The following is a 23373-nucleotide window of genomic DNA, read 5'->3' on the forward strand; positions in this document are numbered from 1 at the left end:
ATTCTATTCGCTAACCTAATGGTCTTTAAAGGTGGTGAAGTAAGCTTGCCGAAACATCATGTCTTATTTTTTATTTAGTTTTGCTTTTAAACAGCGAGATGGATACGGTTTCCAGACGGATCCTTCGTAGTAACTATCCCATTATCCTCTGTGACAGTGGCACCAATACGCTCAAGACTAGCAACCACATTTTTTCTATACTCCTCATCAGGCATCAGGATGGTAAACGATTCAAGACCAACGCTATTTTGCGGTGCTTCAGGAGCTCCAACACCATTCCAAGTGTTTAAGCCAATATGATGATGATAGTTGCCTGCTGAAATGAACAGGGCCTGATCGCCAAATCGGTTGACCACCTCAAAACCCAGTCCTTTTGTATAAAATTCCTCTGCTTCATGTAAGTGAGAAACATGTAAGTGGATATGCCCCATCACCGTGTCGGCGGGCAGTCCATCCCACGCTTTCTCTGAATCCCCGTCCTTCAGCAGGTTTGCAAAATCTAACGGATCCACTGTCATGGCAACTTCACCATTCCTCCATTCCCAAACAGAAGGATCACGATCCACATAAATTTCAATCCCATTCCCATCGGGATCATTTAAATAGAGCGCTTCACTGACAAGATGGTCCGAAGATCCAAGTCGAATCCCTTTTGCAATCAAATGCTGGACGATATTAGCCAGATCGGACCGGCTTGGTACAAGGATGGCAAAATGGTATAGTCCGGTAGTCCTTCCCTGCTTAGGTATGACGTTATCCGGCTGCTCTATGGACAGGATACAGGTTTTCCCATCAGCGGTTAACTTTGCTTTGTTATTTGATTGCTCCAAAATTTTAAGTCCTATCACTTCTTGATAATATTCCAGGGAGCGTTCTAAATGTTGTACTTTAATGTTGACGCGGTTTACAAATGTAATTGGTTTACGATGAAATGACAACGCAATTCCTCCTTGTATCTCTCTTTCGATTTTATTATTAAAAATAAATACCATGCTTAACCGGCTAGCTTATTACCAGACGTGTACAGCTTTACTTCTTCTTATGCCCCAAGGGAAAAAGAATATAAGAAAACCAAAAATCTCAAATTCGAGATATTACCTTAAAAATTTTTGCTACTCTTCATTCGATGGAAGAGGTTCCGAGATTGCACGTTTGTACTGGACACAGTATTCTTATCTGCTTTGAAGGATTATTGAACTCTACTATATAATATCATTTAAACTATCTTTAATTCAAGATATTTCATTTAATAATATAATGACCCATTGATATGCAGGACTCAGATTAATGAATAAATAGGTGCAAAATTTATCATTTTACCCTAAAAGGAAGTTTCCATTGGATGCTGGTAGATGTAGGTTTAGTTATGAGAAATTAAAGGAATTACCGTTTACACGGTCATTAAAAATTATATTGAACAGGAAAGCTAAAGGGGTTTTGGTCGTTTTTACATGAAGGACACATCCCCTCTCTAATACCGTTACTAAAATTCGTACGATTATACATGTTGAGGAGGAGCACAATGAAGTATGCAGGTGTAGGATTAGTGATGCTGGCCGCTATATGCTGGGGCATTAGTGGCGGAATTGCAGATATTTTAATGACCAAGGGCTGGGACCCAATGGTAATTTCGTTTTACCGGGGTGCCGTTGGATTCATATGTTTCTTGGCGTGGTTTCTCATTCGTTTTAAAAAGAACTGGACTTTCTCTCCTCGTCTATACTTTTGGTCACTTTTAGCGGGCGTTGGTGTTGCTGGAAATTTCACTTTTTATTTTCTCGGCATCCAGGCCTCGAGCATTGCTGTAGCGGCTACCTTGATGTACACCGCACCTGTCTTTGTCCTGTTAATCTCCTTTTTATTTCGGATCGAACGTTCGACCTGGTTTAAATGGGCGTGCATTTTCGGAGTACTTATGGGGATCGTGCTGCTTACAGGCGCTTACAATACGGAATCCATTTCCGTCAGTTTAGCAGGGGCGGCAGCAGGGCTTGGTGCAGGTCTTTCCTATGCTTTGTTTATATTCGGTTTTAAAAACGCTTCTGCTATCGGAAAGCCACAGACTACCTTAACCATCGCCTTTTTTTCTTTCTGTCTCATCCTTTTATTCTTTACAGGAAGTGGGGAAGCAACTAAGGTGTTGACCTCTAGCGACCTGGGATGGTTCATTCTCTTAGGACTTGTAGGAGCTGGAATATCGTTTATATTCTATGTAATCGGGGTTCGGAAGACTGCCCCGACTACTGCTTCGATGGTTGCAATGGTAGAGCCGGTGACAGCTTCCATATTTGGCGTTTTGCTTCTCGGAGATCAATTGGGACTCATTCAATTTCTTGGAATGGGGCTTATACTGGTCACAGTAACTATACTAAGCGTGAAGCAGGCTGGCTGATCATGTACGGATCATGAAGGAGATTCTATAAATAAAAACGCCCGATTACGAGAATAGATTCTGTAATCGGGCGTTTTTGATTAGTTATTGTCGTCTTTCACTTCACAACTGTCATCCGTACAAGCCGCATCAGCGGATGGCTGGATTTGCTGCAAGGAAGGCGTCTCGTTTTCTTCCTGCCACACTTTCTCCAGGGTTTCCTGGAACAGCTCTGGTGGCTGGGCGCCAGAAACCGCATATTTACGATTAAACACAAAGAATGGTACTCCCTGAACTCCGATTTGCTGAGCTTCACGCTGGTCGTTTCGGACATCTTCCAAAAAGTCATCGCTTACCAGTACATCTTCTGCTTTTTCGCCATCGAGACCGATTTCCTCAGCCAGTTCAATCAATGTGTCCGGCCGTCCGAGGAAACGGGATTCGGTAAAGTAAGCCCGCATCAGCCGTTCCATGAACGCCAGTCCTTTACCATGCTTTTCGGCATATTTGAACAGCCGGTGAGCCTCCAACGTATTGGTCTGTTTCACCTCGTCAAAATTATACTCCAAACCAACGGTCTTTGCGGTCTCCACCATCTGATCATTCATCGCTTTCGCCTGCTCAACCGTGGTACCCATTTTCCTGGCAAGCACTTCGTAAACAGAAACATTCTCATCACTCTGGATGTGAGGCTGCAATTCATAACTTTTGAAAATGACTTCCACGTCATCCTTGTGAGCAAACTGTTCCAGTGCCTGCTCGATCCGGCGTTTGCCGATATAGCAAAACGGGCAGACAAAGTCAGACCATACTTCAATTTTCATTTCTGGCACCACACTTTTCCGTAAATTTCAGCCTTACGCGTATTGGTAGGCTAGGTTGCGAGCTGCTTCTTTTACTTTTGTCATACCTTCGTCGATAATAGCTTCTGCTTTATCAGGCATTGCATTATGGCCTTCGATGATCACTTCATCCACGATGTCCATGCCATACAATCCGCCGAATACGTTGCGCATGAAGTTGACGGACATATCCATCGGAGCCATTTCTTCCGTAGAATAAACACCGCCGCGTGCGTTCAATAGCATGACTTTCTTGCCAGGCATAAGCGGCTTGATGCCTTCTTCGGTATATTTGAATGTGAAGCCAGCTTCAGAAACGTAGTCGATGAATGTGTGCAATTTCGCTGGAATCGTGAAGTTCCATAGCGGGAATGTCAGTACGATGACATCGGCTGCTTCCAGGGCGTCTTTCGCTTTTTGCTTGGCGTCAAGCAGACGCTGTTCAACGTCATTCAAACGCTCGCCAGCTTCCATTTTTGTCAAAGCATTGAAAAGGTCCTGCCCGAAATAAGGCATGTCTTCTGCGAATACATCATACGTCGTGATGTTCAAATCGCTGTTGTCTTTAACCTCTTCCATGAATGTTTCATACATTTTTGTTGTGATACCGTCAGGACGGTTGTTACCTTTTACTACTAGTACGTTCATCTCTATATTCCTCCCATGATTAACTTAGGTGTGCTCAACGATTATAGATTGTACTACCGAGGGAGGATTTTCTCAACTATTTCGACTTCGAGACTTTTAAAACAAGGATAAACAGGAAAAAAGTCTCATGATGTAAATCGCTCGGTTATAAGGTTCCCGTAAAAAACCAGCTCCTTACGAACGGTTGAATTTACCAGCTTGATAGTCGCGATAAGCCTGGAAAATTTCTTCTTCCGTATTCATAACGAACGGTCCTCTGGCAACCACCGGCTCCCCGATCGGTTCTCCGGCAACGAGAATAGCTCGAAGTTTTTCATTCGCCTGGATGGTCACTTCACTGTATGCATCCTTTGAAGTGCGTCCGAGCCAGAGCACCTGGTTTTGCTTCCCTTCGGTTCCCTCAATTCCAAATGTCCCGATTCCTTCTATAATATAGATAAAGCCATTGAAGCTTCCAGGCAAATCCTGTGTTACATTTGCCCCTGCCTCGACATTCAATTCCACATAGGTGAGCGGGACATGGTTTTCCGTATCTGCCTGCACATCACCGGAAGAACCGGAGTAAACACGAACTTCTGCGCCATCTTCCCTTCGAACCGGCACCGTTTCCGCCTTCAAATCCTGATAGCGCGGAGTCGCTGACTTTTTGCTGCTCGGCAGGTTCAGCCACAATTGCAGGCTATGGACCGTTTCACCCGGCAGTGGATCCTCCGAATGGACGATGCCGCTCCCTGCCGTCATAAGCTGTGCATCGCCAGGCTCCAACACTCCCGAGCCCCCATGGTTGTCCTCATGCTTTAACTTTCCTTCTATTACATAGGTGATCGTCTCCATGCCGCGATGGGGGTGATCCGGAAATGTCCCCTGCTGGAACCAGTCCTCCGCCATTAACAAAAATGGGTCGAATTGTTCCCAGTTGCCAGGCGGCAGCACTTGTCCGACTTGCTTGTGCGGGCCGCTTCCTTCCTGGTACTCCACCGTCCATACGCGCTCGATTCCTCGTTGATTCGCCATACATTCAGCACCTCCTGCTTCGTCTGCTTCCATTATATTACTATAGCTTTTGTAAAATAAAATGATTGATTTTGGTTTTGTCGCTCCGCCGTTATCATAAAAAAACAGCCCGTTCAAAACGGACTGCCACATAGAAATTTATTTAGGTATCACTAATTGCTGTCCCGGAAAAATTAGACTGGTATTCGTAATATTGTTGGCTGCTGCGATTTTCGCAACAGTCGTACCATGAATTCTTGCGATACTGTAGAGGGTGTCACCTCTTTTCACCGTATAAGAAACGGTGTTGACCGGGATCGTCAGCTGCTGGCCAACTCGGATAAGGTTAGCATTGGCTATCTGGTTGGCGGCAACGATATCACTGACAGAGACATTGTATTTTTTTGCTATGCTATACAACGTGTCCCCTGCCTTGACTGTATAGACATCGCCTCCAACAATCGTTTTAGCTGGGATTTTTATAAATTGACCGATACGGATCAAATTAGGGTTCTTCAGGTTGTTTGCAGCAGCTAGCTTGTCCACTGTCACCCCATAACTCCTGGCGATACTGTAAAGCGTGTCGCCTGCCCGGACCACATGGACCGTTTCACCTGCTATCCCTGGCAAGCTCAAAATCTGAGAGACAGTGGCAAATTGATACCCCTTTGCTTTCAGGTTTTTAATGATATCCGGTAATGCTCCCGGTGTTCCTGACGCTCCTGCTCCGGTGTGCATCAGCACAATGGAACCTGGAACGATGTTATCGACTACCCTGCTGTACACTTCCGACTTGGATAGACCTTTCCAATCGAGCGTATCGATGTTCCAGTGAATCGTATGCGTATAACCGGTGTCACCTACAGCTGACAACACTGCAGCATTCACGGAACCGAACGGCGCACGAAACAGCGGTTTTGTCGATTTACCTGTTGTACTTTTGACAATGGCCTCGGTGCGATCTAACTCGGTTTTGATCTGCGTTGCGGTCAGCTTTGTAAAATCAGGATGGGAATACGAATGGTTGGCGACTTCATGGCCACCTGCAACGATTCGCTTAATGGCAGCCGGGTGGTTAGAGGTTCCTGAACCAGTCAGGAAAAAGGTCGATGGAACCCGCTCATCGGAAAGCACCTGCAAGATCCGGTCGATGTTCGTTCCATCTGAACCGTCATCAAATGTCAAAGCAACTAATTTACTCGAAGTATTGGCTTTGGTCACAAACGTTGAAGCAGCGGCTTCCCCATGAGTAATAAAAGACAGAAACATAGCAAGAAACAGAACTGGAGCCACAATGGATGCCAGCAGCTTGCTCATCTTTTCCACCTCATATTCGATTTTTTATGTGCATTCCACCTACCAGCGTGACAGCCAGGAACCTCCCTTCTTTTTTCAGAATAGTTTGTATCTTACTTCTATTATACTACGCTCTTGTCGAATAAGCTCTATCATTGTCCCTAGAAAAAGCTGACATATAGCACACCTATATAGCCAGTTTGTAAACGCAAAAAAAGAGACTCCCGAGTTGGGAGTCTCTCTATAAGCTATAACGCTTATTTTTGAACGTTAGCTGCTTGTGGTCCACGGTTGCCTTCGACGATTTCGAAAGAAACTGTTTCGTTTTCTTCTAGAGTTTTGAAACCTTCACCTTGAATAGCAGAGAAATGAACGAATACATCGTCTTGACCTTCTACTTCAATAAATCCGAAACCTTTTTCTGCGTTGAACCATTTTACGTTACCTTGTAACATGTTGTTACCTCCTGCGTGGATGTTTATCCACAATGTATTACTATTATTGCTCTAGAAATTCAAGGGTAAGTCACTAAAACTTCTCTTGCCTTCTTTAAACGAACAAGAATAATTAATCCCTACTATACGCTGATTATTACTCCCCGTCAAGGGTAAGTTAAAAATAATTAATGCGCTTATCAATTACGCGGCCCGAATAATATGACCGACACACCAATCAGACAAATTCCGGCACCGACCCAGTCGTATAAGTCGGGTGTTTTTTTATCGATCCCCCAACCCCATAAAACAGACAGCACGATAAACACACCCCCGTAAGCGGCATACACTCTGCCGAACGAAGGAAAGGTTTGAAAGGTGGCAATCACCCCATACATCGCAAGCGCAAAGCCTCCTCCTACTCCCCAATACAACGGCTTCCCTTCTCTCAGCCATAACCATATCAAATACCCGCCGCCGATTTCCGCGAGCCCGGCAAACAGGAATAATATAAAAGCATGTAACAATCTATCACTTCCCGTTCTTTATGACACGTTAATTTTTATGTACCTTTTTCAGTTCATAGATAGAGGCAACCATACCAATGAAACCGCCTACCGCAAGGATCACCGGAATAAATGCTATCGTATTCTCGGAAAACATGCGGTAAATTCCCCAGAAAAAAATCAGCAGATTGCCGATCAACCCGATCCTAACTCTCAAGTCTCTTCGCAATGCAGACAGCCCCCTACCAGATTCTTAAATATGCATAATCAAACATCTCCCTACTCACTTTATCATACTCAGCCTCTTGGATAGAAATAGTAAAGGTAATTCCAATGATGGAATCACCTCTCCCTGTTACAGTGCTTCTTTAATTACTTTTTTATAGTACAGCACAGATAACACGCCAAATATAGAATATAACGCTGCATATAACCCCATTACGATGAACATGGGCACCCATAATTCTTTTCCGAAGAAAAACCAGCCGGATCGGACCGCAAAATAACTATGTGATAAACCGATGATTAATGGGATACCAAAATTGAATACCTGTTTCATACGAACACCACTTTCTAAATCGCTCCTCGTAAATCCTAATTTTCGGAGGTTCGTATAGCTCGGCTTTTCGGTTTCACTTTCATTCATTTGTTTGAAGTACAAAATGCATCCCGAAGTCACGAGAAAAGTAAGTCCCAGAAAGCCGACAATGAACATTATTAGCCCCATGGACATTTTTTGCTCATTACTCTTATCCAGGCGAGAAGCTGTGTAACTCTCCTCATTATATTCGGGCACATGGAATAATTTGTTCGCTTCCTCCAGCCTTTGCTTCTCTACAATATCAATACCGATATGAAGCGATGAACCAAACTGCAGCTCAGGATCAGCATCCTGTTTTAATTGTTTGTAAATCTCATCATCAACTATGGCTACCGGTACCCCGCCACTCGTATAGTATCCCGAGATGATATGCTCTTTTTCCAGACCTTGAAATTCCTGGGGAATCGCCGTTGTTTTCCCCTGTAGGACAATCTGTCCAGAGTCCTTAAAATTTATCATGGATTGCAATATATCATTATAGCCCGTGAGAATCGGCTCAGAAGAACTGACGTCCACCCCTTTTACAGCTTCATCACTGATGACCGGCATCTGCATTTCATCCATCTTTGCAGTCGCACCTTCTATTTTCCCATCAATGATTCCAGATATATCAACTTTCGTCTGCACGACTTCGATTTGTTTCACTTGATGGTCGATAGCTGTCATTTCGAGGGTTTCTCTAAACAAACGAGCATCTTCCTCTGTGGTAAAAGCAAAATCTCCGGCAACCTGATCCTTTGCCGCCTTTTCTGCTGAATAATAAGAGATATAACTTAAGGACAACAGGCCAATAGCGAGAGCAGATACAGTAGTTATCACCGTCAATAGCAGAGAGTTCGATTTCATCCGGAACATGATGGATGATAAAGACATGACATCTCTGATATTCACGTGTCCCCCTTTTCTCTTCCGAATCAAGTTAGCAAGAAAACTGACGGACCCTTTATAGAACAAGTAAGTACCGATAATCACAGAAGTAAGAATCACGATCATTACAATGAAAAGGGCGTTCACGGACAGAAAATCTCCATCAAATAACCTGGAAGAAAGGTAATACCCGGTTAAAATCAACAGGATACCTGCGACGCCAAGGACTACTTCCCAAAGTGGACTTCCTTTCCTTTTCACTTCTGTCGTGGAGGTCACACGAAACAAAGAAAGTATGGTTTGTCTCCGGATAAACAAGTAATTCATGCCCATGATCAGAATATAAACAACACCAAATACGACCAATGTCTGGGCCAAAGCCGCTTCAGAAAAGTTCAGCTCGGCAGCTGTCTCAACCTTGGTAAGGCGGAACAGAATCATCAGAACCAACTTTGATGAAGCGAAGCCGAGAAAGATCCCTGCAGCCAAGGCGCCGAAATATAACAAGAAATTTTCTACACTTAAAATGCGGAAAATTTCATTCTTTTTCATGCCGATCAGCTGGAATAACCCGATTTCCCTGCTTCTTCTTTTAATAAAAATGGTGTTGGCGTACAGCAGAAAAATGGCTATTATTGCTATTAGTAAAAAGGAAGCAGACTTTAAGGCAGCGGCTCCTTTGATCGTTCCTGTCGCAGCATCCATGGACGGATCATATTGCAACGTGACAAAAGCAAAATACAGCGCAACACTAATTGTCAAGGCAAATACATACAAATAATAGTTTTGTAGATTCTTTTTCAGGTTTTGGATGATCAGATGATTAATGCTCACTCTGGACACCCCCTAATACACCCTGGGTTTTAATGATATCGCGGAACACTTCCTGCCTGGACTGATCTCCTTTAATCAATTGGGAATAAATCCTGCCGTCTTTGATGAATACTACCCGGCTGCAGTAGCTGGCCGCTGCAGGGTCATGGGTAACCATGACAATCGTCGCCTTCCGCTTGTCGTTCATGTCACTTAGCTTATTCAGCAGGTCAGAGGCCGCTTTGGAATCAAGTGCTCCAGTCGGTTCATCGGCAAAAATTATGCTAGGCTGATGAATAAAAGCTCTGGCAGCAGAGGTACGCTGTTTCTGTCCACCGGAAATTTCATTCGGGTATTTATCTTTCACCCCCACGATTCCTAATTCAGAGGCCAAGTCATCAAATTTTCGTTCCGCTTCTTTTTTTGGAACCTTCTTTATCGACAATGGCAGGAGGATATTTTCCTTGACTGTCAAAGTATCCAGCAAGTTATATTCCTGGAAAATGAACCCGAGGTGGTGCTTACGGAATTCCGCCAGCTTCTTGTCTTTCATTTCGGTCATTTCATTCGATTCAATCATAATGGAACCGCTGCTCACCTTATCGATGGAAGAAAGTACGTTCAACAAAGTGGTCTTCCCTGAACCCGATGGACCCATAATGCCTACGAATTCACCCTCCTCAATTTTCAAATCAATTCCTTTCAACACTTCCTGACGATTAAATTTATTTCCAAAACTTTTATGAATTTTTTGCGCTTTTAATATACTCATCTTTTCCGCACTCCTTTTCACTTGGTGATAATTCCATTATAAGAAGGGGAAAGCCGGTTTTCCTTCGATTCTCCTAACAAAACAAGCAAGGCATGTGACATTTTTGTCACATGCCTATCACGTCCACAAACTCATTCTCTTTCGGGAAAGTCAGCGTAAATGTTGTCCCTTTCTCTGGTTGGGTATGCACCTCAATGCTGATTAAAAGTGCCTGAGCCGCTTTCTCTGCCAGATATAACCCCATTCCTGTGGCTGACTGCTCTTCATGTTTAGCAGTAGACGTGAAACCTTTTTCAAAGATTCGCGGTACATCTTTTGCCTCGATTCCCCGTCCGTGGTCTTCCACGGAAAGCGTCGGCTTTCCATCTTCCCGATAACTTCGGATGATAATGTCACTTTTCTCACTATACTTCACTGCGTTACTCAGCAACTGTCTCATGATGAAGGCCAGCCATTTACCATCACTGAGGACTTCTTTTACTTCGAGATCGATATCAAACCCTATTCCTTTTTGCATACACCAGTACTGCAACGGTTTGATTTCCCCGAAAATTACTTCTTTTACATCAAGTGGCTCTATGTATAAATCATTCTCCATGAAAGCTATCCGCTTTGAATGTAGCTGCTGATCAAGCAGTAAGTGAATCCTCAGCCATTCATATGTCAATTGTGCCTGCAGTTCTTCATCGTTCACACGTTCTAACATTAAATGCATAGCGGACAATGGTGTTTTAATCTCATGGATCCAGGCAAGCAATTCCTCTTTTTCCTGCTCTATACTCATTTCATTTTGAGCGACTTCCTTTTTCAAAACCTCGATTTGCCCTATTAATGTCTCTTCTATAACCTTTTCAAAAGGGCTTTCTGCAACAACTATGCTTGTGATATCAAGGTTGTTCTCCCTTTCTTCCAGCTCACAGTAGAATTTTGCTTCTTTTTGATAGCGGAAAGTAAGAAAAAAGATGAATATAATCAGTGATAAAAATAAGATATATCCGATCGATTTCACCGGAATAGTCGGATCCAAATAAGCAATCGAGATGAGCAGGATTTGCAGGAACAAGAACAGCCCAATCCAGCTCCGTCTTTCTTTTATATATTTTCGTATCATTGATCATCCACTTCCAATAACATATAACCCTGACCAACTTTTGTCTCAAGAAACTCGTCAAAGCCCAGTTCTCCCAGTTTTTTACGCAGACGGTTAACATTCACTGTAAGTGTATTATCACTAATAAAACGTTCATCATTCCATAGACTTTTGATCAGCTCATCCCTGCTTACAATTTTATTTTTATTTTCCACTAAGCGTTTTAAGATGAACATCTCATTCTTAGTCAATTCAATACTTCCGTTCTGATTGGCTACTGCATTCTGTTCATAGTCGACAGTGGCCCCATTCCACGTCTTCAGGTTAACCTGGTCGGTACTGTAGTCATAGGCGCGCCGTAATACCGCCTGCACCTTCGCGATTAACACGTCAAAATGGAATGGTTTCTGAATAAAGTCGTCCGCTCCAAGCTGCATAGACATGACCATATCTGTGGGGTGGTCCCGGGATGATAGAAACAAAATCGGCACATTGGAATGGGCACGTATCATTCGGCACCAATGAAAACCATTGTATTTTGGCAGCTGGATATCAATAATCACTAAATCGGGTTTTACACGGGAGAATGTCTCTATTACTCTTCCAAAGTCCTCAACCCCATGTACGATGTAGGACCATTGTTCCAAACGGTTTTCAATTTCATGAAAAAGGGAGGTATCATCCTCAATCAGTAGAATGTTGAACAAAAGTAACACCTCCTAAAGATTCATTTATTATATTACGAATTGCTCCCTGCGAAGAATCACTTCTCACTGGATTAGTCTGATAATATCTCAAAAATACCCCTTAATAGCTTCCGTCTGTTGGTTGCCAACAGACTGGCACACACCTACTATCCTACCACAATATTCCAAAAGGTTGGTTATGTTTTAAAGAACGCTATTCGGGATATATTCATCAATAGAAAAAGAGATAAGGAGGTAAAAGATTATGGGATTTATACTATATTTAATTGTAGGTGGACTGATCGGCTGGTTAGCAGGTGTCATCCTCGGCCGTGATGTACCGTTTGGAATTGTAGGTAATATTATTGCAGGTATCATTGGTGCCTGGATTGGTGGTGCCCTGTTAGGATCCTGGGGACCAAGCCTCGCGGGAATGGCGATTATCCCTGCCTTGATTGGTGCACTGATTTTCGTATTTATCATCAGTGTCATCATGAAAGGCCGTCGCAAACGATAATTATTAAGAATGCCTGGCTATCGCTTTGATAGCCAGGCATTTTTTCATGAGCTTATTACTTCTGATCAGAAATGTACTGTTTCACTACTTCATATACATATTCCTGATTCGCTTCTGCTGTATTCGGATCGTATTCCCCGTCGTTCGTTTTATTATTAGATAGGATGCGGACCCCGAGATAAGGAATGTCGTAACCTTTCGCTATTTGGGCGGCTGCTGCACCTTCCATCTCTTCTACAGATGTCCCATAATTTTCGTGGAACCAATTGATCCGGTCGACTTCGTTGTTCCAGACATCTGCAGAACCGATTGTCCCTTCGACGACTTTTCCTTTTTCATGCTCATCTTTTACTTCTTTAGCTGCTGCCAGAAGGTCTTCGTCTGCTTCATAATAGCGGATATTTTCCGCATTCGGATCTTCTCCGGCACTTCCTTCTGAAGCCATCAAATCCATCGGAATCCATTCTTTCGGCTCGATGCCTTCGCCTTCGTCGCGATCACCTGTCTTCATGGAGCCGATGTTTGTTGTACGCTCGCCTAACACAATATCATAAACATTCAAATCGGGGTCATGTCCTCCGGATGTACCCTGGTTGATGATGGCAGCCGGGTTGTATTTTTCAATGGCCACTGCTGTCGCTGCTGCTGTGTTTTCCATTCCCTTCCCTGTTTTCGCCACAATGACAGGGTAGTCATCGACGCTTCCGATATAGAATTCAAATGTTCCGGACTTTTCTACCTCTACATCTTCGAGCCGTTCGGCGAAGTTTTCTGCTTCAATCGGCATCGGCCCTTCAATTAAAATTGGCCGCTGCTGTTTGTTATCTTCTGACGCTTCTGTTGAGGATGAAGCACTGCATGCCCCAAGGACTGTCAGTACCATTACGGCCATGACTGCTAGTAAAATTACGACTTTTCTCTGTGCTGATTTCAAGCTGATTCCTCCTTGTGGTGTCTTATGCACGATTAGGAAAACTTGGCTGAATCCCCAAGCCCTTATGGCGAAAGCCTTTAATCGTTTAACATAGTTAAACTTTCTTAAAGGATAAAAAGGCCTGGAAGGTGGGTTACCTTTCAGGCCTACGAAGGAAAAATATGTATAGTTCGGCAAACAGGCTGGAAGCCGAACATTCATAAATTTCACCTCGTAGTCCAGTTCTTTCAATGGGAACCTGGTAGAAACGCTCCGACCATATTACCGAGCATATACGAGTTATTGATTTATAACGTTACGGTGCCACTATAACAAATCACAGATAGGCTTTCAATGGTAAATACGAACGTAATTAATTAAATGATGTTTATTGTTCGCTTTTCTCCTGACTAATAGGAGAGCAAGCAGGGTGCTTACAAAAGTGACTGCCATAGAAGCTTTAAAGAAAGGAGGAAGATACATTAATTGAATCTTATTGTTTCCTGGTTCAATCGGAAATCCCAGGAACGCATAATTGACCTTTTCCATCTTCTGTTCCTCTCCATTCACCTTCACCTGCCAACCTCGTTCGTAAGGAATAGGCAGCACCATCCATTTTTCTCCACCGGGATTGTCATATTGAATCACCAGGTTATTGCCCTCCCATTTCACCTGTGCTCCGTCATCCGCATGGCGTTTTGCTTTGTCTAGAACCGTGTAGTCTTCTTCATATAATGCAAACTCCTTCAGCAAATACTCACCTTCGGGAACACGTATCGAAATCTTTTCCGATTTAGGAACTCGGATGACCAGGTCATCGATGTAGGTTTTGTAAATCGACTGGTTATGTTTACGTGTCGTCCGGTAACCATTGACTTTCACCGCAAACCCTTGCCGCTCGGCGAGACTTTCAAGATGAAAACGGAGGTAATAATCACCAGCCTCCCCATCAAAGTCCTCGACAATCATATCAATGCCACCTTCTTTATCCTTCACCTTCAAATACCCATGTTCATATTCTGCTCCAGTCGTTTTCATGCTCGTATTGTCAATAAGATTTGGCGCTTCTGTTGGTTTTTCAGAAAAGCTGCCGTCCTCGACAACCACCCCTTCCAGCATAGCGTGCTCTTTTTCCAGGACATTGGCTTCTCTCAGCGCCTCTTTAGAAAATACGGTATCTGTCGTACGTACAAACGGCAGCAGGTTGGTATTTTCATACATCACATAATTTTCTGTAGCGGCCACCTTTTCAAAACCATAGGGAACTTTTGCCGTGTCTTCTTTTTTACGCATCATGTATTTGCCCTGCAACAGGCTGTACAGATTGGCCCGCGAGCCGAGCGTCGAGTAACGGCTGACACTCTCCCGCCCCATATCCACCTGGAGATCATACAAATAGAAAAACAACAGCTCCTTGTTCAATATGCTGGAATATACACTCATACCGTTGAAATTCTGAACGATCGGCGTATTGTTCCAATACCCGACCCGCCAGTCAATCCGGTAAAACGGGTTGCTATCCCGCTCGTAGATTTCTGCCAGCAACTCCCGTTGTTCTTTCCCGTTATATTTTTCGCTATGTAAAAACTCCTGCGATACACTTCGCACACCGGTCATTTCCGAGATGACGTACTGGATGGCATTCGAAAAAACGAGCAGAAAAACAAGGCTTGCCCCGTATAACATGTAAAAGCAGCTGCGTTTACCTATCCACACCACACATGCAGTCATCAACACGATGACTACCATGAAAATTAGGACAGTGAGACCAGGCAGCGAGAAGAAAGAAAGATGCTGATCGATCACCAGCACGCTCAAGTACAGGCTGATTACGAGCAGACTTGCAATCATTATGCTTGTTTTACTGACCTCCCCCAAGTACTGCAGTCCCACAGCCACAACCCCTCCAACCGTAAATGACAGCAGGTATTCCCAGCGGTACTGGGGAGCCGAAAAGCCATTGAATGCGCTGGCCGCAAGCGGACTGAAATGAAGGAGCACGAACAGAACGCTTAACGAGGCAAATAATCGGAAATGTGGCCTCTTATACAAGGGAATAAGGCAGAGCAACAAGAGAAAAATAGCCGGCAGAACGATGATCCGACTCGTAAACAGGATGTTATCGGAAAAATCCACGATACCAACAGGAAACCGGTAATCGGGTCGGTAATTGTTCAGAAAACTGTAGACGGCCGGTACAAACGAAACCGCACTGATTCCAGCCCCGATCAATCCCGCCGTCACAAACAGCCTGACTTGTTCAACCACGGACACTTCCTGCTGATCCAGCCGGTGGAATAACCGGAACAGAAAGTATACGCCAATGAAAATCAGGTTGATATAGGCAAAATAGAAGTTATCAATCATCGTTACGGCGACAGCAAAAATAAACCATCCCGCCCGGCCTTCACGGATGATTTTTTCGACCCCAAGGACAAGGAATGGCAGCCATAACATGGCATCAGCAAAAAACTCCCAGTACGTCGCATGCCGGAAATAGATCACCGATAACCCATAAACGGCAGATCCCAGGAATGCGGGCAGCCACGGAATTTTCATATAACGGAAAACGAGCGTGGTGAGGACAAGAATAGCAGCCAGCCGGAGGATGCTGATGAATACGGCCGATTCGGCCCAATAAACGATATCTACCGCGCTCACTACGCCAAGCCATTCCAGTAAAAAAGTTACCCCGGTGCTGAGGAGGAAAACAATCGACGTCGAAAAATAAAACGACAACTGACTATAGGTACCCCCGCCGAGGCCAAATCCGTAATTATAGAAGAAATTCCCGCTGGTGTATTGGTGGTATAAAAGTTTTTTGAATGTCACCATTTGCTGCAGGCCATCATTGTGCCCGACCATGTAACGGCCTTCCGTCCATGCCTGCAGAAAAAAACCATGAGCTAAGACAGCAAGTACGAGACTCGCCGCCACTAACATCATAAGCTTTTTATTTACCATGACATCCCCGCCTGCATTTTAGATATTTTACTGTTATACCAGTGTATCTGACCGTATTACTGGTCCCCACTGCGATGAATTTGGTAAACTCCCGTTTGTTCCGCTTCACTGTCTGGCCCGCGACGGATATTGGCTTCCTCGACCAGATAATGCGGCCGCTGCTTCGTTTCGTAATAAATTCTTCCGATATATTCTCCGATGACACCAAGGCTGACGAGCTGGATGCCGCCAATCAGCAGCACCGCAGAAATCGTCGTGAAATAACCCTGCTCCACGATCCCGTTATTTAATATAAGAACCAGATGGACGATTATATATAGAGCAGAAATCATCAGCACAAAAATTCCGGTATAAAAGCAGAGCCGGAGCGGCCGGTTGTTAAACGATATCGCACCATCAATGCCATAATTCATCAATTTAGACAGCTTCCACTTCGACTGGCCATTCTCCCGGCAGACGTTATCATAATGGATGACCTTCTGACTTAAACCGATCCAGGAAAACAGCCCCTTCGAGAAGCGGCTTCCCTCATTCAGCTTCAACAGCCCGTTCACCGCTTTCCTGCTAAGCAGCCGGAAATCCCCGACTCCATCCTCAAGCTCGACATCCACAAACTTGTTGATGACACAATAATATAGCGAGGAAAGACAGGAGCGCAGCCAGCCCTCCCCGTTCCGATTCCGTTTTCCGATCACCTGGTGATAGCCTTCATCATACCCTTCGAGGAACGGTCGAATCAACGAACACGGGTGCTGCAAGTCTGCATCCATCACAATCACCGCTTCTCCGTTCGAATGTTGAAATCCGGCAAGAAGCGCTACCTCTTTTCCAAAATTACGCGTAAACGATATATACTTCACATTTGCGTGTGCCCCGGCAAGTTTTTTAATCCGGGAGAGCGTATCGTCCGAACTGCCATCATTCACATACAGGATTTCGTAATCATAACGAAGCGTTTCAAACTCTTTGTCTACTGCTTTATATATAAGGTCGATATTATCGGATTCATTATAGGAAGGAATAATAATCGAAATCAGTCCAGCTGTCATCGTTGCACCTACTTTAACGTCTATCTGCTACCAATAGCTTCAGCAGAAATCCGCTTTCTTATACAGGGAAGCGACCAGTAGAAAAGCCACCCCAGTCGGAGTGGCTTTACTTATCCATCTTACATTCAAAAGAATAGGAACTCGTTAAACTATTATGTATTTCTAACAGGACTTCCCCGCCGCGTTCGTAACACTGGGCTGTAAATTCACCAATCTCTTTTGAATGAAAATAGCTGGATGTGATAATAAAAAAACTGACAAGCAGTAAAAAAGTGACGGAAATTATGGTGAGACCCAGCAAGAATTGGGACTTCTTATTAATCATCTTCTCCCCCTTAGTTGGTAGACCCGCGTTCGTCACGGTTCCACTTTATAGCAGATAATAAGGCGATAATTTGACAGAAAAGCCCAAACAACCACCCGATTAATGGAGAAAAGGTGACATAATCTTTCATTCCCATGCCACCGGCTATAAAGGCAGCACCAAGCAATGAAAAAACCACAGCCTGCCTCTGATATTTATTCATTATCCCCCTCCATTCGCTTTAGCATTGTAAAATATATACACTTATCCTAACATACCTTCATATCCTTTATGCGGTTACAGCCAGAATTTTGCGTTAAGGCATAATACTGTGGCGTTAGGGCGTTATGTTATTGCTCTAGGGCAGTATGTGACCACGTTAGGGAGGTATATATCCGAGTTAGGGCAGAATAACCCTCAAATTATAAAGCAGAAGTTTGGAAAAATGATATCATAGGTTAAAATCACGTTACATAGCCATTACTTCACTGGATAAAAGCAACTTTCTCTGTTAGGGTAGATATTAATAAAGTCAGGTTACCATCAGTTTTGACCTCCCCCCCTTTATTTTCTGATGAAAACCTGGACTTTATGGAACAAGAAGACAAGCAGCAAAACATACGATCAAGAAAAGCCACTCCAAATTGGAGTGGCTTTTCTACACTAACCGAATGAGGTTTTGATTCTTGCGTTAAGTCACAATAGTGGTTCGTCAGGGCAGTATATCGATGAGTTAGGGCGGTATGTTGCGGCGATAGGGAGGTATTCACCGGAGTTAGGGAGCTATTCATGGCAAGCTGCCTATTTTTAAAGCAGAATGATGAAAAAAATATCTCCCGGGTTAAAATAACATTACATAGCGATTACTTGTCTGGATAAAAGCAGATTCATCTGTTAGGGTGAATATAAATAAAGCAGGATCCCATCAGTTTTGACCTCCCCCTTTTCATCTGAAAGGAATCCTGCCTTTATTAAAAACAAACACTGCATACAAAAAGCCACCCCAATCGAGGGTGGCTTTTGTTATGGATAAAATTACGTTTGTTCCGCTGCAAACTCCTGACTGAAGTGCCCTGCATCTCCATTGGTCATATCCGCGTGCTCAAGCACCTCTTTCAGCTTTTTCAAATCCTTTTCGGTATAAAATGGATAGCCATCTTTCAGCTGACCCACCAGAAATTTTGCGAGTTTTTCTTTCTGATCAAATACATAGGGCTTATAAGCTTTGGAATAATTGATCACCTGGTTGCTATGGGTAAAATAAACAATCGGAAGTACCCGCCGGTCGAGCTCATTAGTTTCCAGCAAGTTATCGATTGTCTCCATCCCATCCAGTACCTGGCTGGCAGGATTCTCTATGGACTTCACCTTCAGGCTATGCTGCTCTGCTTGCTGATTATCAGCGACAAGCGTCTTTTCTTCCTTATTATCATCGGAAGAAAAAAAGTCATCAAACAAAAAAGAAACTTCCTTCGCCTTGTCCTGACTCATGCCGTAAAGCACCTTTCCCTGTAAATCGTTGGTGCCAAGCAGATAAATTCCCGACTTCATCAAAACAATGAGCTCATTTTTAACGAATTTCTTATCCCCAGGAGACGGTAAGTACACGTTAGGCAGTAGAATCATGTCAGAAGGCTGGATTCTTCCTTCACGAATCAGGCCATCCTTCAATTCACTCACAATCGTATAAATTGCCATCTCACTGGCTGTTCGTGAGATCTTTTCCATATCCTTGACGTATTCTTTGACCGCTGCGACCTTTTGCTCGTAATCTTCCTTTACTTTTTTCCTGTGCTCTTCTTTCTTTTGTGCATAATCCTTTTCCACCTCATCCAGTGTTGTCACGGCGTCGTGTTCCACTTCTGCCACCATTTTCTTATAGCTTTTAGCGGAAAAATAATGATAGATGATTAAACCTACTACAACAAACGCTAACACAATAGCTGCTGTTACCCACACATACATATTTAAAAAATCAGATGCATTCATATCGCTTCTTCCTCCAACTCTTTTTAATAGACTTCGAAAACCCAGCCGCTGTTCGGGCAGTATCTTTCAAATTGGTTGGAATTACATGTTTATCGGCGGACCCACCCTTACAGCCCGCCGCTTTCTATCTTTAACACTGTCGTCTCCTCAATTTTTCTGATCATTTTCATAAAGAATTTCTGTTTTCACCGGCTTGTAGCCTGCATCGTCCACCCACGTAACTTGGACACGGTAATTCTCTGTCTGGGCTTGATTGGTGACCGTGGCGATGGCTTTATCCGTGCCTTCTCCTGCCGCCCACCAGACAATCATATCGTCTTCCGACAAGCCGGCACCTGCAGCGATCGCTGTCGTCATTTCCTTCCAATCGAGGGAACCTTTTTCAAAAGTGATATGGGTATGGTTCTCCTGTTCGGTTGGCACAACAGGCCAATTATCGGTAATGACTTGTTTGACGTTCGGATCACCATTGCCGCCTTGGTCCTGGGAAGATTCCGGTTGTGTTTGTTCTAGAGCTGCGTCTTCACTTTCGTCTGTGGCTGACTCCGCTTCACCTTCATCCTCTTCCGGAGGCGTTGGCTCTTCTGGTGGTGTTTCCGGCGCCTTTTCTTCCGGCGGCTCTTCTGTCGATGTCTCCGGCTCTTTTTCTTCCGGCGGATCTTCTTTGTCCGGACGAGGCTCTGCTTCGGTTACCGGTTCTTTAACAGATTCACGCTTGGGTTCTTTGTTAGTAAAGAGATTCCCTTCCTTGTCCTCTTTCTTAACATTCTCTTCTATCGGCCTTTTTGCTGCATCAGATGCCTGGTCGGCCAACCCTAAATGGGAGTTCAATTGATAGGAAATTTCCTCTACTTGTTTTTTATCCGGCATATAGTAGTAAACCCCATCGATTTTCTTATCCGTGCCTTCAATCTTGTGCTGCTCAATATTGGCACGGGCATTCTTGTAATTGGACTGGATTTTCCACATCTCATTAAAACTCAAATTGGTTTTCACATGGTCTTCCACCACATCGAAAATATCCCCGAACTTCGTCACAGAGGAAATGCTTGCCCCTTTTCGGATTACCTGTTCAATCACTTGGCGCTGACGTTTCTGACGTCCGAAATCACCTCTTGGATCGAGCTCTCTCATCCGGGCATACAGCAAAGCTTCTTTTCCATTTAGCGTAATCTCACCTTTAGGGAAATACGCATCTTCTTTGAGATGCTCCGCATCCCTGGTATCAAACTCGAGGTCGTTCTCGACAGTGATGCCATCTAGAGCATCAACAATTCCTTCAAAACTTTGCATATTTACTTTTACAAAATAATCGACCGGAACGTCGAGAAATTCCTCAATTGACTTGATGGTCATTTCCGTACCGCCAACTTGATAGGTGCTGTTCATCTTATTTTCCTCAGCCCCTCGCACCTTTACATACGTGTCGCGGGGGATACTGACCATCTGGACAGACTCCTCTTCCGGATTAATTGTGAGTAGGACCATTGTATCGGCCCGTCCACCTTTTTCTCCTTTTTGCGTATCCAGTCCCATGATCAGCACGGATATCGGATCCCCATCCTTTAAATCGATGTTCTTCAGTCGCTGTTCAAACTCCGGATTTCGGTCGATATCTTCATAGATGCTTGCCGAGGTCGACGTGAACACATTGAATGCATAACTGCCCGCACCGAGTATCAGTACAGTCACTGCAGTCATGATAAATAATAGAAATTTTTTACCCATGATGCTTTCCTCCACTGAATCGGCTCATTAAGCTGCCGTTTCCGAATTCTTTTGATGATATTTTCTTCCTGTCCGGGAAACCTTGTTCCATTTCTTGTTGAAAAAATAGGAAATACTCCCATACATAACGTAAAAAACCGCCACAAACCGATAAACAAAAATATCGAACAAAATCGTGCCCAGCACCCGGAAACCATCACCTTTCTGAAAGCGGAAACCGTAATGCTTATTCATTCGGATCGCCACCAGATCGTATAGCACACCAAATAAAAACAAGAAGAATAAATAGAAAAACATGTACGCAATAATTGAATTCTCAGAGCTGGTGACCAAATTGTAGGTAACGAGCCCTGTCATGATATAAGCAGCAATCGTCCCGATTAGAAAGGTTTCAAAGATATAGAAAAAGGAAACGGGTTTCGTAAATAACGTTTTTAAGAAGAATGCCCAGAAATGAATGACACAGTCAACATAGGCTTTTTGCCACCGGAGACGCTGTTTCGTCAAATCCTTCCATGTCTCCGGAAGTTCGGTATAACCGATCGCATCCGCAATAAACGTGATTTTCAACTGCTTTTTATCTGCAATGAACCGCTGGATACGCAACGTGATGTCGATATCTTCTCCAATGGAATTCCGGTAGCCGCCAACCTTAAATAAGATGTCTTTCCGAAAGACACCGAACGCTCCAGAAATGACGGCCAATGCCTTGAATCGGACGAGTGACAATTTTGATATATAAAAAGCTTTCAGAAAATCAAGTACCTGGACACGGACAAGCATATTGGCCGTTTTCAGCGATAACCGCTTCAACGGCTCATTCGTTTTTGTCTGCAGAACATGGACCATTCCTCCGGCAGCTACGACTCCTTGATCTTCGAATGCTTTATTGACTGCCGCCAATGCATTCTCGGCTAAGATCGTGTCGGCATCCAGTGTGACAACCAAATCTTTTTGAGAATATTCGATTCCGGCATTGAGTGCATCTGCCTTCCCGCCATTCTCTTTATCGATGACATACATATGAGGATAAAGTTGGGACTGGTACACCCCTTTTACCTCTTCATGATTAAGTCTGCCCTGAGGGGAAAGCTCGCTTTTTTTCAAATCGAGCATGTTGTTCAAATCATCCATCGTGCCATCCGATGATCCATCATTGATATAAACCACTTCAAACTTCGAATACTCCAGTGTCTTCATACTTGCTATTGAAGTTTCAATGATCGATTCTTCGTTGTAACAGGGAACCAAAATACTGATGCCGGCCTCTTTCACATAGCCATGTTGATGCTTCCACTGTTTCAAACCGCTAGTGATTCCCGTTTTTTCGTCATTATTTCGAAAAAACGGCAGGCAATGATAAAGATGCAACACAGGAAACGTTACACTAATCAGAAAAAATATCGTTATAAATAAATCCAAAGCCGTCACTCCTTCATGGTGAAATACAATATCCGTTATAAGTCTATGACAAATAAAAACGTCCCCCATGAAAGGAGGACGTGAATTTCCATCTCTAAAAGATTAACACAAGTGACCACCTGAAAAATACAGGCTTAATATCTAAATATACAGGCCCGTTTTATAGGGAAAGATATGTACCACGTGACAATCATTACCGTAATTCACCAAAATATGTTTAAAGACCATTACAACCTTACTAACAACTGTTTTACCAGGTGATGGATAAAATTTTTTCGTTTTGAGATAAACGTGTCAAGGGTAAAAAAGGTATTACATTTTTATTACTTTGGTGGTTTAAAGCGGCTATGTCTGTTAGTATAATTATTGAATAAAGGCAGCTACCTAACCAGTTTGACCTCCCCCTTTTTCCTGGTATGATAGCTGCCTTTGGTATGTTTATTTATCAGGAGCTGCTTACTAATCTCTCTTGAGAGCAATAGAAAAAGAGCCTGGCTGCATCAGGCTCCCTGTCCGCTCAATCACACTCTGCCTCAAAATGACAAATGATATAGCAATTACCCTGATC

22 protein-coding genes, 1 pseudogene and 1 riboswitch are annotated in these 23373 nt (G+C 43.7%); of the genes and pseudogenes, 2 read left to right on the top strand and 21 right to left on the bottom strand.

Going from position 1 to position 23373, the window contains the following annotated elements; translation table 11 throughout:
* Positions 1-86 precede the first annotated feature (86 nt).
* Positions 87-938: a VOC family protein gene (locus ACGTNI_RS00145; protein ID WP_394458981.1), complete on the bottom strand. Its 852-nt coding sequence runs from the start codon at positions 936-938 to the stop codon at positions 87-89.
* Positions 939-1522: 584 nt separating this feature from the next.
* Between ACGTNI_RS00145 and ACGTNI_RS00150 the strand changes: the two genes are divergently transcribed.
* Positions 1523-2392: a DMT family transporter gene (locus ACGTNI_RS00150; RefSeq protein ID WP_394458983.1), complete on the top strand. Its 870-nt coding sequence runs from the start codon at positions 1523-1525 to the stop codon at positions 2390-2392.
* Positions 2393-2472: 80 nt separating this feature from the next.
* Here the strand turns inward: ACGTNI_RS00150 and ACGTNI_RS00155 are convergent, their stop codons facing one another.
* From ACGTNI_RS00155 to ACGTNI_RS00205, 11 genes are all read right to left on the bottom strand, one after another.
* Complete coding sequence (locus tag ACGTNI_RS00155; protein WP_394458985.1) at positions 2473-3195, bottom strand: DsbA family oxidoreductase; 723 nt, start codon at positions 3193-3195, stop codon at positions 2473-2475.
* Positions 3196-3228: 33 nt separating this feature from the next.
* Positions 3229-3861, bottom strand: a complete 633-nt coding sequence (locus tag ACGTNI_RS00160; protein WP_394458987.1) for an FMN-dependent NADH-azoreductase — start codon at positions 3859-3861, stop codon at positions 3229-3231.
* Positions 3862-4035: 174 nt separating this feature from the next.
* Positions 4036-4875, bottom strand: coding sequence for a pirin family protein (locus tag ACGTNI_RS00165; protein ID WP_394458989.1), 840 nt, complete (start codon positions 4873-4875; stop codon positions 4036-4038).
* Positions 4876-5013: 138 nt separating this feature from the next.
* Complete coding sequence (locus ACGTNI_RS00170; RefSeq protein ID WP_394458991.1) at positions 5014-6171, bottom strand: LysM peptidoglycan-binding domain-containing protein; 1158 nt, start codon at positions 6169-6171, stop codon at positions 5014-5016.
* A gap of 236 nt (positions 6172-6407) precedes the next feature.
* Positions 6408-6605 (bottom strand): cold-shock protein, encoded by a 198-nt coding sequence (locus ACGTNI_RS00175; protein WP_028782438.1) that lies wholly within the window; start codon positions 6603-6605, stop codon positions 6408-6410.
* 179 nt (positions 6606-6784) lie between these two features.
* A complete protein-coding gene (locus tag ACGTNI_RS00180) occupies positions 6785-7111 on the bottom strand; it encodes a YnfA family protein (RefSeq protein ID WP_394458994.1) in 327 nt (108 codons plus the stop codon).
* A gap of 28 nt (positions 7112-7139) precedes the next feature.
* A complete protein-coding gene (locus ACGTNI_RS00185; RefSeq protein WP_394458996.1) occupies positions 7140-7319 on the bottom strand; it encodes a hypothetical protein in 180 nt (59 codons plus the stop codon).
* A gap of 126 nt (positions 7320-7445) precedes the next feature.
* Positions 7446-9392, bottom strand: a complete 1947-nt coding sequence (locus tag ACGTNI_RS00190) for an ABC transporter permease (protein WP_394458998.1) — start codon at positions 9390-9392, stop codon at positions 7446-7448.
* Positions 9382-10143 carry an ABC transporter ATP-binding protein gene (locus ACGTNI_RS00195; RefSeq protein WP_394459000.1) on the bottom strand — a complete coding sequence of 254 codons (762 nt, stop codon included), beginning with the start codon at positions 10141-10143 and terminating at the stop codon, positions 9382-9384. Before ACGTNI_RS00195 ends, ACGTNI_RS00190 begins: the two co-directional genes overlap by 11 nt.
* A gap of 106 nt (positions 10144-10249) precedes the next feature.
* Complete coding sequence (locus ACGTNI_RS00200) at positions 10250-11254, bottom strand: sensor histidine kinase (protein WP_394459002.1); 1005 nt, start codon at positions 11252-11254, stop codon at positions 10250-10252.
* A complete protein-coding gene (locus ACGTNI_RS00205) occupies positions 11251-11940 on the bottom strand; it encodes a response regulator transcription factor (protein WP_394459004.1) in 690 nt (229 codons plus the stop codon). Before ACGTNI_RS00205 ends, ACGTNI_RS00200 begins: the two co-directional genes overlap by 4 nt.
* 244 nt (positions 11941-12184) lie before the next feature.
* On the opposite strand from ACGTNI_RS00205, the gene ACGTNI_RS00210 reads away from it, so the two are divergent.
* On the top strand, positions 12185-12436 hold the full coding sequence (locus ACGTNI_RS00210; protein ID WP_394459005.1) for a GlsB/YeaQ/YmgE family stress response membrane protein: 252 nt from the start codon (positions 12185-12187) through the stop codon (positions 12434-12436).
* Positions 12437-12491: 55 nt separating this feature from the next.
* Here ACGTNI_RS00210 and ACGTNI_RS00215 read toward each other — a convergent pair whose 3' ends face one another.
* From ACGTNI_RS00215 to ACGTNI_RS00255, 9 genes and pseudogenes are all read right to left on the bottom strand, one after another.
* Positions 12492-13319 (bottom strand): 5'-methylthioadenosine/S-adenosylhomocysteine nucleosidase, encoded by an 828-nt coding sequence (locus tag ACGTNI_RS00215; protein ID WP_394459817.1) that lies wholly within the window; start codon positions 13317-13319, stop codon positions 12492-12494.
* Positions 13320-13564: 245 nt separating this feature from the next.
* A riboswitch (purine riboswitch) is annotated at positions 13565-13668 on the bottom strand.
* 32 nt (positions 13669-13700) lie between these two features.
* Positions 13701-16313 (bottom strand): YfhO family protein, encoded by a 2613-nt coding sequence (locus tag ACGTNI_RS00220; RefSeq protein WP_394459007.1) that lies wholly within the window; start codon positions 16311-16313, stop codon positions 13701-13703.
* A gap of 56 nt (positions 16314-16369) precedes the next feature.
* Positions 16370-17362 (bottom strand): glycosyltransferase family 2 protein, encoded by a 993-nt coding sequence (locus ACGTNI_RS00225; protein ID WP_394459009.1) that lies wholly within the window; start codon positions 17360-17362, stop codon positions 16370-16372.
* Positions 17363-17468: 106 nt separating this feature from the next.
* Positions 17469-17687, bottom strand: a complete 219-nt coding sequence (locus ACGTNI_RS00230) for a hypothetical protein (RefSeq protein ID WP_394459011.1) — start codon at positions 17685-17687, stop codon at positions 17469-17471.
* A gap of 10 nt (positions 17688-17697) precedes the next feature.
* Positions 17698-17889 carry a hypothetical protein gene (locus ACGTNI_RS00235; protein ID WP_394459013.1) on the bottom strand — a complete coding sequence of 64 codons (192 nt, stop codon included), beginning with the start codon at positions 17887-17889 and terminating at the stop codon, positions 17698-17700.
* A gap of 812 nt (positions 17890-18701) precedes the next feature.
* Positions 18702-19655 (bottom strand): hypothetical protein, encoded by a 954-nt coding sequence (locus tag ACGTNI_RS00240; RefSeq protein WP_394459015.1) that lies wholly within the window; start codon positions 19653-19655, stop codon positions 18702-18704.
* A gap of 147 nt (positions 19656-19802) precedes the next feature.
* Positions 19803-20486 (bottom strand): YrrS family protein, encoded by a 684-nt coding sequence (locus ACGTNI_RS00245; RefSeq protein WP_394459820.1) that lies wholly within the window; start codon positions 20484-20486, stop codon positions 19803-19805.
* Positions 20472-21383, bottom strand: a pseudogene (locus tag ACGTNI_RS00250) (LCP family glycopolymer transferase); the annotation flags it as partial. The gene ACGTNI_RS00245 and the pseudogene ACGTNI_RS00250, both read right to left, overlap by 15 nt.
* A 27-nt stretch (positions 21384-21410) precedes the next feature.
* Positions 21411-22805 carry a glycosyltransferase family 2 protein gene (locus tag ACGTNI_RS00255; protein WP_394459017.1) on the bottom strand — a complete coding sequence of 465 codons (1395 nt, stop codon included), beginning with the start codon at positions 22803-22805 and terminating at the stop codon, positions 21411-21413.
* Positions 22806-23373 lie beyond the last annotated feature (568 nt).

Source organism: Thalassobacillus sp. B23F22_16, from assembly GCF_043496955.1.
Taxonomy (GTDB): Bacteria; Bacillota; Bacilli; order Bacillales; family Halobacillaceae; genus Thalassobacillus; species Thalassobacillus devorans_A.